Annotated in this window: 12 protein-coding genes; 1 reads left to right on the top strand and 11 read right to left on the bottom strand. The window is 60.2% G+C overall.

The window, feature by feature from the left end:
- Window positions 1-68: 68 nt before the first annotated feature.
- From rsfS to FPH17_RS06540, 8 genes are all read right to left on the bottom strand, one after another.
- A complete protein-coding gene (gene rsfS, locus FPH17_RS06575) occupies window positions 69-524 on the bottom strand; it encodes a ribosome silencing factor (RefSeq protein WP_095275455.1) in 456 nt (151 codons plus the stop codon).
- A 70-nt stretch (window positions 525-594) separates the two neighbouring features.
- A complete protein-coding gene (nadD, locus tag FPH17_RS06570) occupies window positions 595-1,215 on the bottom strand; it encodes a nicotinate-nucleotide adenylyltransferase (RefSeq protein WP_095275454.1) in 621 nt (206 codons plus the stop codon).
- A 75-nt stretch (window positions 1,216-1,290) separates the two neighbouring features.
- A complete protein-coding gene (locus FPH17_RS06565) occupies window positions 1,291-2,253 on the bottom strand; it encodes a cutinase family protein (RefSeq protein ID WP_240510701.1) in 963 nt (320 codons plus the stop codon).
- A 16-nt stretch (window positions 2,254-2,269) separates the two neighbouring features.
- The gene (locus FPH17_RS06560; protein WP_154879301.1) at window positions 2,270-3,571 is read right to left on the bottom strand and encodes a glutamate-5-semialdehyde dehydrogenase; all 1,302 of its coding nucleotides are present in this window, start codon (window positions 3,569-3,571) and stop codon (window positions 2,270-2,272) included.
- A gap of 1 nt (window position 3,572) precedes the next feature.
- Window positions 3,573-4,502: a D-isomer specific 2-hydroxyacid dehydrogenase family protein gene (locus tag FPH17_RS06555; RefSeq protein WP_154879300.1), complete on the bottom strand. Its 930-nt coding sequence runs from the start codon at window positions 4,500-4,502 to the stop codon at window positions 3,573-3,575.
- Between the two features lie 16 nt (window positions 4,503-4,518).
- The gene (proB, locus tag FPH17_RS06550) at window positions 4,519-5,643 is read right to left on the bottom strand and encodes a glutamate 5-kinase (RefSeq protein ID WP_154879298.1); all 1,125 of its coding nucleotides are present in this window, start codon (window positions 5,641-5,643) and stop codon (window positions 4,519-4,521) included.
- 6 nt (window positions 5,644-5,649) lie between these two features.
- Complete coding sequence (obgE, locus tag FPH17_RS06545) at window positions 5,650-7,191, bottom strand: GTPase ObgE (RefSeq protein WP_095537343.1); 1,542 nt, start codon at window positions 7,189-7,191, stop codon at window positions 5,650-5,652.
- A gap of 63 nt (window positions 7,192-7,254) precedes the next feature.
- The gene (locus FPH17_RS06540; RefSeq protein ID WP_154879296.1) at window positions 7,255-10,569 is read right to left on the bottom strand and encodes an AAA family ATPase; all 3,315 of its coding nucleotides are present in this window, start codon (window positions 10,567-10,569) and stop codon (window positions 7,255-7,257) included.
- Window positions 10,570-10,687: 118 nt separating this feature from the next.
- Here FPH17_RS06540 and FPH17_RS06535 point away from each other — a divergent pair, with 118 nt between their 5' ends.
- Entirely contained in the window at window positions 10,688-11,482 is a 795-nt protein-coding gene (locus FPH17_RS06535; protein WP_154879294.1) for a hypothetical protein, read from the top strand.
- A 44-nt stretch (window positions 11,483-11,526) separates the two neighbouring features.
- On the opposite strand, the gene rpmA is transcribed toward FPH17_RS06535, so the two are convergent.
- The 3 genes from rpmA to FPH17_RS06520 all read right to left on the bottom strand — a co-directional run bounded on the left by rpmA (window position 11,527) and on the right by FPH17_RS06520 (window position 15,884).
- Window positions 11,527-11,853, bottom strand: coding sequence for a 50S ribosomal protein L27 (gene rpmA, locus FPH17_RS06530; RefSeq protein WP_095275447.1), 327 nt, complete (start codon window positions 11,851-11,853; stop codon window positions 11,527-11,529).
- 25 nt (window positions 11,854-11,878) lie between these two features.
- Window positions 11,879-12,184: a 50S ribosomal protein L21 gene (gene rplU / locus FPH17_RS06525; RefSeq protein ID WP_095275446.1), complete on the bottom strand. Its 306-nt coding sequence runs from the start codon at window positions 12,182-12,184 to the stop codon at window positions 11,879-11,881.
- A gap of 220 nt (window positions 12,185-12,404) precedes the next feature.
- Complete coding sequence (locus FPH17_RS06520; RefSeq protein ID WP_154879292.1) at window positions 12,405-15,884, bottom strand: translation initiation factor IF-2 N-terminal domain-containing protein; 3,480 nt, start codon at window positions 15,882-15,884, stop codon at window positions 12,405-12,407.
- Window positions 15,885-15,974 lie beyond the last annotated feature (90 nt).

Genomic DNA, 15,974 nt, shown 5'->3' with positions numbered 1-15,974 from the left:
AATCAATGTGGCGCGTTGAAAAGGGGATCAACGACGTTGGTTGCTGACGGGGTGGGCGTCGTCAAGCGTTAGTCTTCGTCCTCCGCGACCTCACCGGCAAGCGGCAGGTCTTCCAAGGTTTCGACCTCGCGAACGTCTCCGAAGTCGCTCGGGCGCTCATACGGCGCGATGCCCTCAACCGAGATCGCCGGGCAATCGGCGTACAACCGGTCCAAGCCGTAAAACTCGCGCTCCGCTTCGCGCTGCACGTGGACCACAAAGTTTCCGTAGTCAAGCAGCACCCAGCGGAACTCACGGTTCCCTTCCCGGCGCTTCGGCTCGAGTCCAGCCGCAGTGAGCTCAGACTCGACCTCATCGACAATGGACGCGACCTGCCGCTCACTGCTTGCAGAGACGACTACAAAAATGTCCGTGATGCCCATGACCTGGGAGACATCGAGGACGGCAATGTTCGTGCCAAGCTTTTCGTCGGCCGCCTTAGCGGCAATCGTGGCTTGATCGATGGAGACCTGCGCTGCACTCAAGAAGCAATTCCTTTTCGCTGATAACAATAATGCGCCCCCATTCTCCCACGATGAGCGCGCAAAGTGCCACTTACTGGTAGAGCTGGTTCTTCCCGATGTATTGCACGACGCCGTCGGGAACCAAATACCAGACTGGCCTCCCCTGTCCTGACCGTTCCCGGCAGTCGGTCGATGAAATCGCCATTGCTGGAATCTCAATCAGATGCACGCGCCGCTGAATTTCCTCCGGAAACATGTCCTCGCTGAGCTCGTAACCGGGGCGCGTCACGCCGACAAATTCCGCGAGCTCAAACATGTGCTCCCAGTCGCGCCACGACATAATCGAGCTCAGCGCGTCCGCTCCCGTGATGAAGTACAGCTGCGCGTTGGGAAACTGCTCGCGGAGATCACGCAGCGTGTCCATCGTGTAGGTGGGCCCTCCCCGGTCAATGTCGACGCGAGAGACAGAGAACCGCGGATTTGACGCTGTGGCGATCACCGTCATCAAATACCTGTCTTCAGCGGCAGTAATTGTGCGTCCCGCCTTCTGCCACGGGTTACCTGTGGGCACAAACACCACCTCGTCGAGCTGGAAGCGGTCCGCGACCTCACTCGCGGCGACGAGGTGCCCATGGTGGATGGGGTCGAAGGTGCCGCCCATGATGCCAATGCGCGCGGCATCATCCAACGAGTCTGCAAAAGCGTCGTCCATGCTGCTTAGCGTACGCGGGACGTCGTTCGTATGATGCCATGACTCCGCTTTTCTGACCGGACCGCGGCAACTGGCCTAGTAGCGGACTTGGTCCACGAACCTGCCGAACGAGTCCGATACCTGGTTGTCCCACCGGGAGCCCCAGATGAAGTAGCGCCCGTGATTACCGCCGTTTCCCTGAGAAGCGCGCAGCGTTTGCACGGAAAGGTCGCAGACACCATCGAGGGGCAGGCAGTAGTTCACGCGGTTGCCAGTGCCAGCGGCCGTGCGGGAGTTAAACGGCAGGAATCCGAGAATGCCACCCGCGCCACCGCCCGGCACGCCAACGGTGGACGGGTCACCGGCAGCGGTATTCGGATTGCCAAAGTAGACCACACCGGCGAGCTGGCCGCGCCGCGCGAGCTCACGCTCGTGCTCAAGCATGATCATCGCGCCCTGGGAGTATCCCGACAGGATGTACTGCGGGTGGCAGCCCGTCGTGGCTTCGTACCCGTTGATCATGGCCATCACGCCAGTGCGACCAACCTGCACAGAGTCGAGGAACTCGTTCCCGGCGCGCATCGCCATGCGGAGCACGGGGACGGAGTATTGCATTGCGAGGCTAAACGCCTGCAGCGCTGTCGTCGGTGCAATGACGTTGGGGACCTCATACTCGGGGTACACAGCCGGGTAGAAACGCGGCTCAAGGCCGAGTACTTCGACATCCTTCATCAGGGAATTGCCGCCGTGCGTGGCCGCGTAACGCCCCTCAGCGTGGCGGAGGAAGGCACGGATCGTCTGCCCTTCCCAGCCGTTCGACACCCACGGCGCCTGCGGGGAGTAGCTTGTGCGGAAAATCTGGTCGTTTTGTCCGGACCCGCGTGCGGCAACAAAGGCGACGGCTGGGCATCGGTGCTGCGCTTCGGCCTTTGGGGTCGGGCTCAGCGGACTCGCGACAACGGTAATTGCGGCAACCAGGGCGATGACAATCGCGCAGAGGCGAGCGCGGAGATTGGCATGAGAATTTAACACGCCAATGAGCATATAGCCAGTTGCCACCAATGTCTCATTACGATCACGGGCGGGTCTGACCAGCCCCCTCCAAGATCCACTTTGTGCTGGTCAGCTCGGGAAGTGCCATCGGTCCGCGCGCGTGCAACTTCTGGGTCGAGATACCAATCTCTGCGCCCATTCCGTATTCAAAGCCATCAGTAAAGGCAGTCGAAGCGTTCAGCACGACTGCCGCAGCATCGACCGAATCGGCAAACTGCTGCAGCGTCGACGCGTTCAGCGACGCGATCGCCTCGGTGTGCCCGCTGCTGTACGCAGCGATGTGCTGAATCGCACCGTCGACGCTCTCAACCACGGCGCACGCAATGTCCATCGAAAGGTACTCCTCAGCCCAATCAGCCTCGGTAGCCTCAATAATTCCTTGCGCCTGAAACGCGCCAAGCTTTTCGACGTCGCCGTGCACCGTCACCCCCGCTTCCTGCAATGATTGGACGATTCTGAGTTTGTCTGCGTCCGGGAGCGCGGCGTCGATAAGCACTGTCTCCGTCGCGTTACATACGGAGCACCGGCGGGTTTTGCCATTGAGAAGCATTGCGATGGCGTCGTCGAGTTGGGCGTCACGGTCAATGAAAAAGTGACAATTGCCGGTACCGGTCTCAATAGTCGGAACAGTGGCGTTTTGAACGACTGCATCGATAAGCGCCGCGCTACCGCGCGGAATGACAACGTCCACCAGACCGCGCGCGGTGATGAGCTCCTGCACCGAATCGTGGCTTTCACACGGCAGGAGTTGCACCGTTTCGCGCGGAAGGTCGAACTGGTGGAGGGCGTCCTGGATAATGTTCACCAAGGCGGAGTTGGAATGAACCGCCGACTTCGAGCCCCGCAAAAGCGCAGCGTTGCCTGCCTTCAACGCCAACCCGAATGCGTCAACGGTGACGTTGGGCCGCGCTTCGTAAACCATGCCCATCACCCCGAGTGGAACGCGAACCTGTCGCATGCGGATGCCGTTAGGCATCGTATGCCCTCGGAGCACCTCGCCGATGGGATCGCTGAGGTTCGCCACCTGGTCCAGGCCGGCAGCCATCGCCTCGACACGCTGTTGGCTGAGAGCCAGACGGTCCACCATCGCCTCTGACATACCGTTGGCGCGCGCCGCCTCGATGTCCTTCTCGTTGGCGGCCAGGATTTCGTCCGCTCGCTCCACTAGAGCACCCGCGGCAGCAATGAGAACGCGGTTCTTCACCGCGGTCGATATTTTCGCAAGCAGCGGCGCGACCCGCTTCGCTTCACGCGCGAGCGCCTCCACGGACACCGTTTCGTAACCGGATTGGGCAGTGCCATCCGCTGTTGTGTGTCCACTCATCCTAATATCCCGCCTCGACGTCGACTTCGGTGCTCATCGAATCGCCTGCGGCAAACAACTCCCAGTTTCTGGCCGCAAGCGCGCCAACCCGGCGGGCCATAAAGCGCGGGATGTTCGCGGTGTGGGGTGTAATCACCACATTATCCATCTCCCAGAGCGGATGGTCTGCAGGCAGCGGTTCGGGGTCCGTTACATCCAATCCGGCACCCGCAATAGCGCCGTCTTGCAAGGCTGTTGTCAGCGCCTCCGTATCAATCAGCGCTCCCCTCCCTACGTTGACGATCACCGCGTTATTCCGCATCTTCGCCAGCACCGTGGCATCAACCAAGTGCCGAGTTTCCGGAGTCAGTGGCGCCAGGAGAACGACACAGTCGGATTCGGACCACACAACTTCCATCGCTTCGACATCCCCCATGGCAACGGTGCGATCAGCCCCACTGACGTCACGGCCTGACCGATTCACCGCGGTAATTTCGACGCCGAACGGCGCGGTAAATTCGATGAGCTTCTTCCCGATGCCACCCGCGCCGATGATCGCGAGCTTCTTCGCGTCAAAAAGGTACTCAGTTTCGCCAAAGAGTTGCTCCTGGTTCCACTCGCGAGACACTGCCTTGTGGCGGTGGAGCACAGCGAGGAGCAGTGCCAGCGTCGCTTCTGCAACCGTGTCGTCGTAGATTCCAGCTGCGTTGGCGAAACGGACACCGCACCCAGCGTGGCGGGCAAGAATTCCAGCTTCAAGCAGCTGCTCAACACCCGCGTAACCAATCTGCACGACCTTGACGCTTTCCGGCAGTTCAGCGGGGAAATCCGACGCTCCGCCGCGGAAGATTAGCAAGTCAGGGTTCTCCGAAAGGTCGACCATTTCATGACCAGCTGCGCGCAGGTGGTCCGCGGACTCTTTCCACGGTGAGGGCAAAAATGCGTACTTCATGCCCCCACAGTAATCGCTACAGGCGGCTCGCGTACTGAGAAAGGTAGTCCGCATGCACTACCGGCCGACGCTTGTTTTCTTCCAGCTCGGTAGTGTGCTTGCCCAACATCCCATGGAGTTCTGCAGCATCAAATGCAACTTCACCGCGCCCAACGACCTCGGAGTCAGGGCCGAGGATCTCTACAATGTCGCCTGCGTGAAAATCGCCCTCGACATCAGTAATACCCACCGCGAGCAAACTCGTCCCACCCCGAGTCACCGCGTCAACCGCGCCGGCGTCCAAGCGCAGCACGCCCTCTGCGTCTGCAGCATAGAGCGCCCAGAACTTCCACGCCCGCAACTTCGATTCCGGTCGTGTATGGAATACCGTCCCGCAATCGGCCGGACCGAGCGCCTGGTCAATATTGCTTGCCGACGTCAACAACACCGGTACCCCACCCCGCGCCGCGAGCCGTGCCGCCGACACTTTGGCCGCCATACCCCCGGTTCCGAACGCGCCTCCGTCGCCCGCAGCGACTCCCTCGAGGTCGCGGCCACTGCGAACCTCACTGATGAACGTTGCATTGGGGTCGGAGGGGTTTCGGTCATACAACCCGTCGACGTCGGACAAGAGCACGAGTGCGTCCGACGAAGTCAGCGTGGCTACGATGGCCGAGAGCCTGTCGTTATCACCAAATCGCATTTCTGTCGTGGCGACCGTATCGTTCTCGTTCACGATTGGCACGGTGCCAAGCTGCCGCAGCCGGTCAATGGTCCGCTGCGCGTTGCGCGCACGCTCGCGTGCCCCTGCGTCTGCTTGCGTCAGCAGCACCTGGCCGGTGGTTCGCCCGTAGCGTGCAAAGGACGACCCCCAAGCCTGGGCAAGATGGACTTGTCCCACTGCTGAGGCGGCCTGCTTGGTCGCCAGATCGCGCGGACGCTGGTGCAGACCCAGCGGCTTGCAGCCGGCCGCAACAGCACCAGACGAGACGACGATGATGTCTGTTCCCGTGCTCATACGTGCATGCATTGCATCCACGAGCGCGTCGATTTTCGCAGTGCTGACTGCCGAATCCTCATTGACTAAGGAACTCGAACCAATCTTCACCACGACCCGGCGCGCCGCAGCAATTTGTGCACGCAGCTGGGATTCAGAGGCCATGGGTTGCTAGCCCTCCCAGCGCTTCCGCTCGGCTTCTTCACCGTCGCCGTAATCAAACTCATCGATCAGGCCACGGCGAGCCTGCGAGGCACGCTTGCGTTCTGCCGCGGAGACGCGATTCGTGTCGTAGAGGCGAGCGTCGCCACCGCGGCCAGCAAGTGTCGGGTCGCCGCCACGCATCGGTTCCCAATCAAACGAGATTTCACCGATCGTGACCGTATCGCCCTCCTTGGCGCCGATCCGACGGAGCTCGTCCTCAACACCAGCCTTTTCCAGACGGTCGGAGAGATAGCCCACTGCCTCGTCGTTGTCAAAGTCGGTTTGCCGGATCCATCGCTCAGCTTTCTCGCCCGTAACAATCCAGCCCTCGGGGTACAGCGGATCGCGCTCGACAGTGATGCCGGAACCGGACCGCCCATTTCTCCCCACTGCGCGTGGTCGGATGATCTGCGGCTCCGCGCCCAGTGCGTTGCCGCTCGCACCGGCGGCCTTTCGAGCTGCTTTACGCTGCGCGTCACGCGACTTCTTCACAACGTCCCACATCGCCCACTTCAGCTCTTCGAGCCCCGCGCGAGTCACTGTGGACACGAAGTACACCGGCCAATCAAACTTGTCCTTGATGTCACTGAGCAGGAACTCTGCAAGCTCCGCCGCGTCGGGAATATCCAACTTGTTCAGCACGATGACCCTTGGCCGTTGGCGAAGGTCCCCGAGCCCGGAATCGTGGTCGAGTGCCTCGGCGTAGCTATCAAGCTCAGCCTCGAGTGCTTCAATATCCGAGATCGGATCGCGCCCAGGCTCAAGTGACGCAACATCGACCACGTGAATGAGCACGGCGGTTCGCTCGATGTGGCGAAGGAAATCAAGACCGAGCCCCTTCCCTTCGCTGGCACCCGGAATAAGTCCCGGCACGTCGGCGATGGTAAACGTGTCGTCGCCGACGTCGACCACGCCGAGATTGGGCGCAAGTGTGGTGAACGGGTAGTCCGCAATTTTCGGCTTCGCAGCGGACAGTACTGAAATGAGGGATGACTTACCGGCCGATGGGAAACCCACCAAGCCCACATCTGCGACAGACTTCAGCTCAAGAATGAGATCATGCGCTTCACCAGGTTCCCCCTTCAGTGCGAACCCCGGGGCCTTCCTCTTCGCGGTGGCCAGTGCTGCATTACCTAGCCCGCCAAAACCGCCTTCTGCGGCAATAAACTTCGTCCCCGGAACGGTGAGGTCGGCAAGTATCTCGCCATCTTCACTGCGTACGACAGTGCCGACGGGCACATGGAGGATGAGGTCTTCGCCCCGGGCGCCATTGCGGTGATCACCCTCGCCGTTTGCACCACGTTCAGCCTTCACATGCGGCCGGTACTGAAAGTCGAGCAGCGTGTGCACCTGGGTCGACACCTCGAGGACAATGTCCCCACCGTGTCCACCGTTGCCGCCGTCCGGCCCACCGAGTGGCTTGAACTTTTCGCGGTGCACGGAGACACAACCGTGCCCGCCGTCGCCCGCTTGCAGGTGCAGAACCGCACGATCAACAAACTGCGCCATGGTTACGCCCGCCTTTCCGTGATTTCGTGCTTCTCACTTGCAGGGTACCGGGTCGGGGATCGACTACTCGCCGATACCCGCCACCGCGCGAACGGTGTCGTCTGAAATTCGACGAAGCTCCTCACCGGACACATTGTTCTGACTGATCCACAGCTTGTGCTGGTGCTCTAGCCGGTCCGCAAAATTGCGGGCCCAGCGACCATTGCTTCGCTCCGCGGGCGGAAGTGCTTCGTAGGCTGCGACGACAGTAGCGGTGAGCAAATCAGCGTCGACAAGCCAGCCCCTGCCGGTGATGCTTGCTTCCACAATGCGCGCGACGTCGACGGGCGAGTAATCGGGGAACTCAATGGAGTTCGGGATACGCGAACGCAAGCCTGGGTTTGCATTCATGAACTCGTCCATCTCCTTGGTGTAACCGGCAAGAATGGCGATGAACTTGCTCCGGTCATTCTCCAGGCGAGGGAGCAGTGTCTCTACGGCTTGCAGACCGAAATCGTTAGCGCCGCCTGCTGCGGTGAGCTGGTACGCCTCGTCGATGAACAGGACGCCTCCGAGCGCTTCATCCAGCGCACGGGTGGTCTGCTTTTCAGTCGCGCCAATCACCGATCCGACGAGGTCAGACCGCGTGACTTCCTTGACAGTGGGGGATTCCAGAATGCCGAGTGCGTGGAAAATTTCCGCCACGATACGCGCAACGGTCGTCTTGCCAGTACCCGGGTTGCCAGAAAAGACCATGTGGTAGGTCGGCGACGACGTCTGCAGACCTTGCGCTTCGAGGCGCTGATTCGTTTCCGCGACGCGCACCAATTCGGCCGCCCACTGCTTGACCTCTTCGAGGCCAATCAGGCTCTCCAGCTGATCCAACAGCTCTTCGACACGCTGACCACTCGATTCTCCGCCCGAAACCGCGCGAATATCGGCGTCAGTCACGCTTGTAATTTCCTCATTCGTCACCTTCGACAGATCACCCGCGTATTCGCGTGCAAGTCGACTACTAATGGAGCTGATGAGCTTATCCTCGAAGTTTCTCGCCCAACGGCCATTCGAACCGTCGCCGGAACGTCGATACTGACGGCGGATCGCCGAATGCAACGCTTCCTCATCAAAGGTGTAGCCCTTCTTTGCCAAGCTCGCCGCACCGATCTGTGCAAGCTCGTCGGCGGAGTAGTCCTCAAAGTCAAACCGGTTCGGAATGCGGGACTTCAAACCGGGGTTCATTGAGAGGAAGTCCTGCATTTTGTCTGTGTAACCTGCAAAGATAATCACGATGTCTTCGCGGTTGTTCTCCATAAATGTCAGGATCGCATTCACGGCTTCCTTACCAAAGTCATTGCCTCCCTCAGAGTGAAGGTCGTAAGCCTCGTCCACAAAAAGGACGCCGCCGCGGGCTTCTTCAAGCACTTTGTTCGTCTTCTGGGCGGTGCCACCAATGTGCTCCGCAACGAGGTCCGCACGTCCAACCTCGACGAAAGTGTTCGTGCGCACCGCTCCTGCGCTGTACAGCGCCTGGCCAAGAAGGCGAGCGACGGTCGTTTTACCTGTACCCGGATTACCGAGGAACATGGAGTGCATAACCACAGGCTCGGACGCGAGGCCAAGCTCATTGCGGCGCTGATTGAATTTCACGCGGTCCATAAAGGAGGCGATCTGCCGCTTCACGCTCGCAAGGCCGATGAGCTCGTTGATCTGCGCCATCGGATCGCCAGGTGCCGAGGCGACAGCCCCAGCAGCGCCGCTTCCTTGGGAACTTCCGCTGACTTGACCGCTCTTCCCCGAGTTTGCTGACGTGGGCCCGTTAACCGGCGTGGGCGCTTGGACCTGCTTCCATTGTCCATCGACGCTTTCGAATACGGCAGCAACGTCGACGTCCACCTGGCTGCCATTTTGGGAGTAGATTGCAATCTGCGCGCCCTGCGTGAGCTTTGTATCTTCGACGCTGAGCACGGAGCCATTGACCAGAAACTCACCGTAGGAGGCAAAGAGAGTGAGCTCATCGAACTCGCCTCGACTGCCGTTTTGGAGGACGAGCTGGCGGAAGTTTGCCATCGACGGGTGGAGCACCAAGGAACCAGATAGCCGCGAGTTTTCAGCCATGATCGAGAACGCTCGCGTGTTTTCAAATACGGCCAGCACACCGTCGAGAATCTGCGACCACCCGAGAAATGACCGCTTGGCCACAAGTTCCCCTCCGCTCACCGAGAGCGTCGCATTTGTTACACCCGCGGGAGATTCAACAATCGCATCCTCAAGCAAGAGCCTTCTGCCCCTGGCAAAAATGGCGGGCATATTGCTCGACCGTTGCGCGGTGACGACACGCGTACGAACTAGCTCGCCAAACGACTGGTCAAACACGTTGAAGCAGTTTTGCCCATCTGCCTGCAGAATCGTTGCGTCCTCAATGCGCACGGTGCCGCCGTTTTTCGCGCAAAGCGCGCCGGTGACCGCGATCGTGGTTTCGTCGCGACCAGCCCCTCGAATTGTGAAGTGCCGCATCTTTTCCGGCACCGACTGCATCCGGTACTCCCCGGCCTCAAGAATCACCGTCGCCTCTGGCGCAAGCCTTGGGGCTACAACGCGGTCAAAGTCCGCACCTTCGGAAGCACTCCACCGAACTTCTGTTTCGTCAGCGCTCTCCCGCTCCACGACGCATGAGCTCTGATCAACATCAACCGTCGCGCCACCGGAAGCCTTGACGGTAATGCGCTCTCCAGTTTGGCTGCTCATCTGCGGAATCCGGACCGTAGCGTCCTTCACAAAAATCTCGGGGCGGCTCGTATCGACGTGCGCGCGCTGCCCCTCGAGCACACCTCCGCCAGCGACAGCTGCAATTCTCTTACCTGCCGGAGTCTTGATGGCTACGCCTTCGCCGAGGTGGGCGCGTCCGCCCTTATTAATGATGAGGGTTCCCACTGTGGACGAGGCGATCGTTGCACTCACGTTTGAAAGAATTTCGAGCGCGTCGGTGTGGGATCGTTCAACTGCGATTTGAGCATTTTGCGCGCCAAGGATAGCTTTCTTGGCGTCGCTGCCACGTACATCAGAATTCACCACGTTGAGCTGCGCATCTTTGACGCCGACAGCAGGGTACGTCGAAACTGCCGGGATTCGCACAGTGCAATAGCTCAGCGTAGCTTGCCCTCGGTTACAAATGACGGCGTTTGCTTCATTCGGCCCCATCACGCTCACACCAACTAAAGCCGCACCATCGGCAAGTACGACGCGACCGTGGAAGATTACACCCCGGCCACTCGCCTGCACGGTGCGCCCCACAACGCGAAGTGTTCCAACTGAGTACTCCCCAGGTGTTACCGTCAGCGTTCCACCCGAAGGGAGCTGCTCAAGTAGGGTTGCGAGATCATCGTGCGTGGTTGCCTGCATCTACACTCCTTTTCGCGAATTCTGCTCCACTTTACGTCAGCTCCCGCATGCATGTGCGCTGACTCTGTATTTTCGCGACCCCTTGACTACCCACACAACATTTCGGTAGTTTCGCAGTATGGACTACTCAACCGAAATTAGCAATTACTTTATGTTCCGTCGCAATGGCATCAAACTCGCCGAGTGGGTTGCCCGATCAAATAAGACACTCGACGAGCTCGTTTTACTAGGTATGCCAAAGGACTACGCTATGGACGTGCTCGACCTCGCGGGGCTGCTCTTTCGCCCGGTAGTGCACACGAGATACCAGAAACGGTGCCGGAAATACGCAGCGAACAACGAGCATTGCGTCGAAACTCTTGCACTCATTTTCCGTGCTTCTCGCAGTATTAAAGATCCGACGCAGCGGTGGAAATTCCGCGAAGCACTCTGCAATACTGCAGGTGACACAGACGTTGTCCGTCGCACAGCGCGGAGAATCAAGAAGGCTTATCAACCGACCCAGAGCCCCAAGGACGGGGTGAGAATAAGACGCTCCGGCGCGAAGACGACTATGACGTTTACAGGCGATTCCAGCGCTCTGGAGGATGTCGTAAATACGCTCAGGAGCGGGACCAACGAAACCGGTGATCCACTCGACCCAATTCTTTGGCTGTGCGAAAAAAGGCAGGCTCACTCGGCAGAAGATTGCGCGCACGCTGTTATGCCGATGAGCGACTTGCAGGCCATTATGAAAGGAAGCGCCTGTTCCACCGGGGTACGTCTGGCGGATGGATCAGTAGTTCACGGAACCGAATTTGCCGACCGCCAGTTGATCTCATTAGGCCGCATTACGCTTGTAGCTGAGGGATACGGCCCTCCAGGTCACACCACCGTTCCGGCAGATTCTCCAGGCATGCAAAAAGCCGCGTAGCCCGAGATCGGGGCCACGCGGCCTAGCGTGTTGCCAACCTTCGCTTACGCGGTGGCTTCGTCCTCAACGACGCCTGCAGCCTCTGCCTGCTCCAGGACCTCGGAGGCAACGCCCTCACCATCGGCCGGGATGATATTCACGATACGACGCTTACGCTTGATGCCGAACTGGACAGCGCCCGGCTTCAGTGCGAACAGGGTATCGTCGCCGCCACGGCCGACGTTGTCGCCCGGGTGGAACTTGGTACCGCGCTGACGGACGAGGATCTCGCCGGCCTTGACCTGCTGGCCACCAAAGCGCTTCACGCCGAGGCGCTTGGACTCAGAGTCACGACCGTTCGAGGAGCTGGATGCACCCTTCTTGTGTGCCATTTGTCTATCTCCTTAAAAGTAAGTCTTACTTGATGCCAGTGATCTTGACCGTGGTCAGCTGCTGGCGGTGGCCCTGGCGGACCTTGTAACCGGTCTTGTTCTTGTACTTGAGGATGTCGATCTTCTTGCCCTTGCCGTGCTCGACGATCTCAGCCTCAACATTGACCTTGGACAGTGCGTCTGCGCCGGAGGTGACGTCTGCGCCATCAACGAGAAGGATCGGGGTGAGTGCAACCTTGTCGCCTGCTTCACCCTCCAGCTTCTCGACCTTGACGAGGTCGCCTTCGGCAACCTTGTACTGCTTGCCGCCGGTCTTGACGATCGCGTACATAGAGGGTTACCCCTTATCTCTACTCGCGCATCCTCCGGCATGCTTCGGTGGACGCATGGAACTTCATTTCAGTGCTTCAGGACCTGATCGATCCGCCGTGCCCGCATGCTTGGGCAACGAGGCGGCACGCCCCAAAAACAACGACTGCCAAAGACTACACCGAACCGGGGCGTTTCTCCAAACCGCGACCTGGGGCGCTGTGCCTCAACGACCTCGGGCGCTAGGAGCGGCGCTTGCGCGCGGCTCGTCGGCGGCCGCGCCGGCTTCGCTGGCGTCCTGCCTCCTCACCATGCTGCTCCGAGTCCTTGTCACCTTCGTGCCCACGGGTGCCACGTTGGCGGCTGGTGTCCCCGTGGGCGCCGGCATTGCGAGGGTTACGCCCGCCATCTTGTCGAGGGTTGGGCGCGGAACCATCCTCGGACGACACACTCCGATTCGTCCGCCGTACCGCTCGACGGCGACGGCGACCTCCAGAGGCGTCACGGGAAGTTTCGACGCTCCCACGCTTCCCTGTCGATTCACCGGCGCTCGCCCCTCGGTCTCGCGTACCAGACTGATCCGTCGAACCTCGCCTTACAGGTTGCTGGGCTTCACTCGCCAGCGAATCGTCGTCCCACTCGTTGCGTTGTGGCCGTTGATCGGAGCGAGAGTTGCCCCGGGTCTTCCGTCGACGACGCGGTGACTTCTCAAAGTCCGCCACTGCATCTTCAAAGCTCTGCCGCGAGTTCCCAGTGTTCTCGTTTTCTCCGTGCGCAGGAGCTTCAGTCTCGCTCGACGTGCTGCGGGTTGCTGCTCTCCGAGCGCTGCGACGCTTCTTGGATCGCCCTGCTCGCGAGGTTCGCTGCGCCGGCGCGTCTTCGTGGTCGTTGTTGTCGCCGGCATCCCCGGAAGATCCGCCCGCCGCCGCAACTGGCTTCGACTGCTCGGCCTTCGCATTCTTTCGCTGCGCTTGACGTCGCCTGCGCCTGTTGCGTCCACCACGCTCATTGCCACTATCGGACTGCTGAGTTTCACTTCCGGCCTCGTTGAGGCCGTCATTCTCTGCTGGCTCCGAGCTAAGAACAGTGTTTTCCTCACTGCCGCGCTGATCTCGGTGCTCCTCGGCGTCTGATGCGTTCTGTTCAGGCGCTTGCGAACGATTTCGGCCACGACCTCGACCGGAGCCGCGACGACCGCGTCGCCTCGACGAAGTCTTCGGTTCGTCCTCCTTTTTCTTTTCTTCCGCCACGACAGCATCCGCCAATTCGTCGATGGCCTCGTCATCCAGCGGCTTCTCTACGGGTTTCGGCGCCTCGGAGAGCGCAGAATGCATCGCTCTGGCCGCAGGGTGCTGACCGGACGGGAGTCGCTTGGAATCGACGCGCCCGTATCGCGCTCGCTTCTCTTCAACAACTGGATCTTCGGTCAGCAGAATGCCTCGACCGTCGCAGCAATGGCAGGGTACGGAGAACGTCTCAAGAAGACCGTTCCCAAGACGCTTTCTGGTGAGCTGTACCAGCCCCAGAGAAGTTACCTCGGAGACATTGTGGCGGGTGCGGTCGCGCCCCAGTGATTCCTTGAGACGTCGAACAACCAATTCTTGGTTCTCCGGCAGGATCATGTCGATGAAGTCGATGATGATCATGCCGCCGATGTCGCGCAGGCGAATTTGGCGAACAATCTCCTCGGCTGCTTCGAGGTTGTTTTTCGTCACCGTCTCCTCGAGGTTTCCGCCGGATCCGGTGTACTTGCCGGTGTTGACGTCGATAACCGTCAGTGCCTCGGTATGTTCGATGATCAAGGTGCCACCGGACGGCAGCCAAACCTTCCGAGCCAAAGCCTTTTCGAGCTGCTCATCCACGCGGTACGTCTCAAAAGCATCGCGTCCATCGTGCTTCTTGCTGCGGTACTTCTTTACGCGTCCGAGCAAGTCAGGCGCGACGGATTCAACGTACGCACGAATAGTTTTGTACGACTTCTCGCCGTCGACGATGAGTTTATTGAAGTCCTCGTTGAAAAGATCCCGTACGACCTTGATCAATAGTGCCGGCTCCTCATAAAGGGTCACCGGTTTCGCGCCATGAGACTTCTTTTCACGCTCGGCAAGTTCCTTGATGTCCTCCCACTGGCTGTGAAGGCGCTGCACGTCCGCCGCAATAGCTTCCTCAGTGATATTTTCGGCAGCGGTGCGGATGATTGCCCCACCCTCCTCGGGTACAACCTTGTGGAGGATCTCCTTCAAGCGCTTGCGCTCCGGGGCCGGTAGTTTGCGGGAGATTCCGGCTGTGCGTCCTCCCGGAACATAGACAAGGAACCGCCCCGCCAACGAAATTTGGGTCGTCAGACGGGCGCCCTTATGTCCAACCGGGTCTTTGGTGACCTGAACGACGACCTGGTCGCCGGACTTCAGCGCGTTTTCAATTCGTCGCGCGCGACCCCCGAGTCCAGCAGACTTCCAGTCGATTTCGCCCGCGTACAGCACACCGTTTCGGCCTTGTCCGTAGTCAATAAACGCGGCTTCCATGCTGGGCAGCACGTTTTGCACGCGCCCAAGGTAGATGTTCCCAACCATGGTGACCTGGTCTTCTGTGTCAACAAAGTGCTCAACGAGCAGGCCGTCCTCGAGCACCCCGACCTGTGTCACCGTTCCCGTTCCATAGTGCCGCTCACGGTCCCGCACCACCATGGTGCGCTGCACGGACTCGCGCCGCGCAAGAAACTCTGCCTGGCTGACAATGCGCGAGCGCTTACGCTCCTCCGCACTCCGCTCACTGCGACGACGTCGCTTCGCTTCCAGACGAGCCGATCCCTTGATCGCCTTCGGTTCGTCTATCTGCTCAGCCTCTTGCGTATCGACGCCACGCTCTGCCCCATCAGCGCTCTCCTGCCCGCGTGTATCGCTGGCCTTGCTCGCCTTTGCGTTGCCGCGATTCCGTTTCTGCCGCCCGCTACGCGCGGAGTCCGCAGAGCCTCCTTCCGCTGTGCGCGAGGTACCTTCCCCAGAATCAGAAGATGAGGCGCCCAAGTCATCCTGTCCGTCGGAACCTTCCGCCGCGTCGAGCTCAGCAGCACGGGCAGCCTGCGCTGCACGACGAGCGCGTCGACGCTGCGAACGCGTCGGAGCCTTGAACAGCGGAGCGTACTCGGTGACCGACTCGTCCTCTGGCGCCGGCGTCACGTCAGGTTCCACGTCAGTGAGCGGCTCGTCGGAAGCATCGTCGCTCGGATCCGTGTCGGGTTCATCTGCGGTGGCCAACTCGGCATTGACCTTGTCCTCGATTTGGTGGATCTCGTTCTCCACGTCTTTGCGTACGCGGTGTCGGATCTTCTCGTCCGCGTCAGAAGACTCATCCCCAGCGTCGCTTGATTGGGGCGCGTTGGTGTCGGGAGACAGGGCGTCGAGAAGCTGCTCGCTCTCCGCGCGAGTGAGCGAAGACTGCGCTACCTTGACTACTCCCATGTCCGACAGCGCAACGACCAGGTCTTTCGAAGGCACGCCGAGCTCTTTGGCCAACTGAAAGACGCGCATCTTGTCCTTGAGGCGAGAGCGGTCAAACGTCGCGTAGGGGTTGACCGTTGGCTCATTGGCCAGCTGCTCGCGCTTCGCAGGAGCCTTCTTTGTTGGTTTCTTTGTCGATTTCTTGGCCGGCTTTGCCGACTTCTTCGCCGTCGCCTTCGTGCTGCGGCGCTTCTTTGGCGTGGATTCCTCGTTCTGTGCCACGAACCTATTCTCCTGTTATGCGTCTGCCCGCACAGCTTCTGCGCCGAGCACCGGGCGCTGGCATTTCCCTGCCGCCGCCGCACAGTGCCG

It is taken from the genome of Corynebacterium gottingense, assembly GCF_007559235.1.
In the GTDB taxonomy this organism is placed as follows: Bacteria; Actinomycetota; Actinomycetes; order Mycobacteriales; family Mycobacteriaceae; genus Corynebacterium; species Corynebacterium gottingense.
This window is presented reverse-complemented; position numbering and strand designations above follow the sequence as displayed.